The 246-nt window shown below is 39.4% G+C and carries 1 protein-coding gene; it reads right to left on the reverse strand.

Features of this window, described 5'->3' with window-relative positions:
- The coding region (locus Q4528_RS15300; protein WP_303522557.1) for a glycosyltransferase family 28 protein at window positions 1-246 on the reverse strand (246 nt) is incomplete at both ends.

Consider the following 246-nt stretch of genomic DNA (forward strand, 5'->3'; position numbering starts at 1 on the left):
GCCAAACCTAACGCTTGTAATTGGTAAAATACATGAGGTAACTGCTGGTTTAATGCCCGAGCACCTAAACTACCACCTATTACCAAAATCCTAATTGCGTCCTGCCCGGTCAATACTCGTTTTGGCATATTGTTTAATTGAGCAATATCCATTCTTACCGGATTACCAACTACCTCGGTTTGTATCTTAGGCAATGATTGTTTTGCATTTGGGAATGCTAACAAAGTATGTTTTGCTACCTTAGAT

Source organism: Staphylococcus pasteuri (assembly GCF_030547725.1).
In the GTDB taxonomy this organism is placed as follows: domain Bacteria; phylum Bacillota; class Bacilli; order Staphylococcales; family Staphylococcaceae; genus Staphylococcus; species Staphylococcus pasteuri.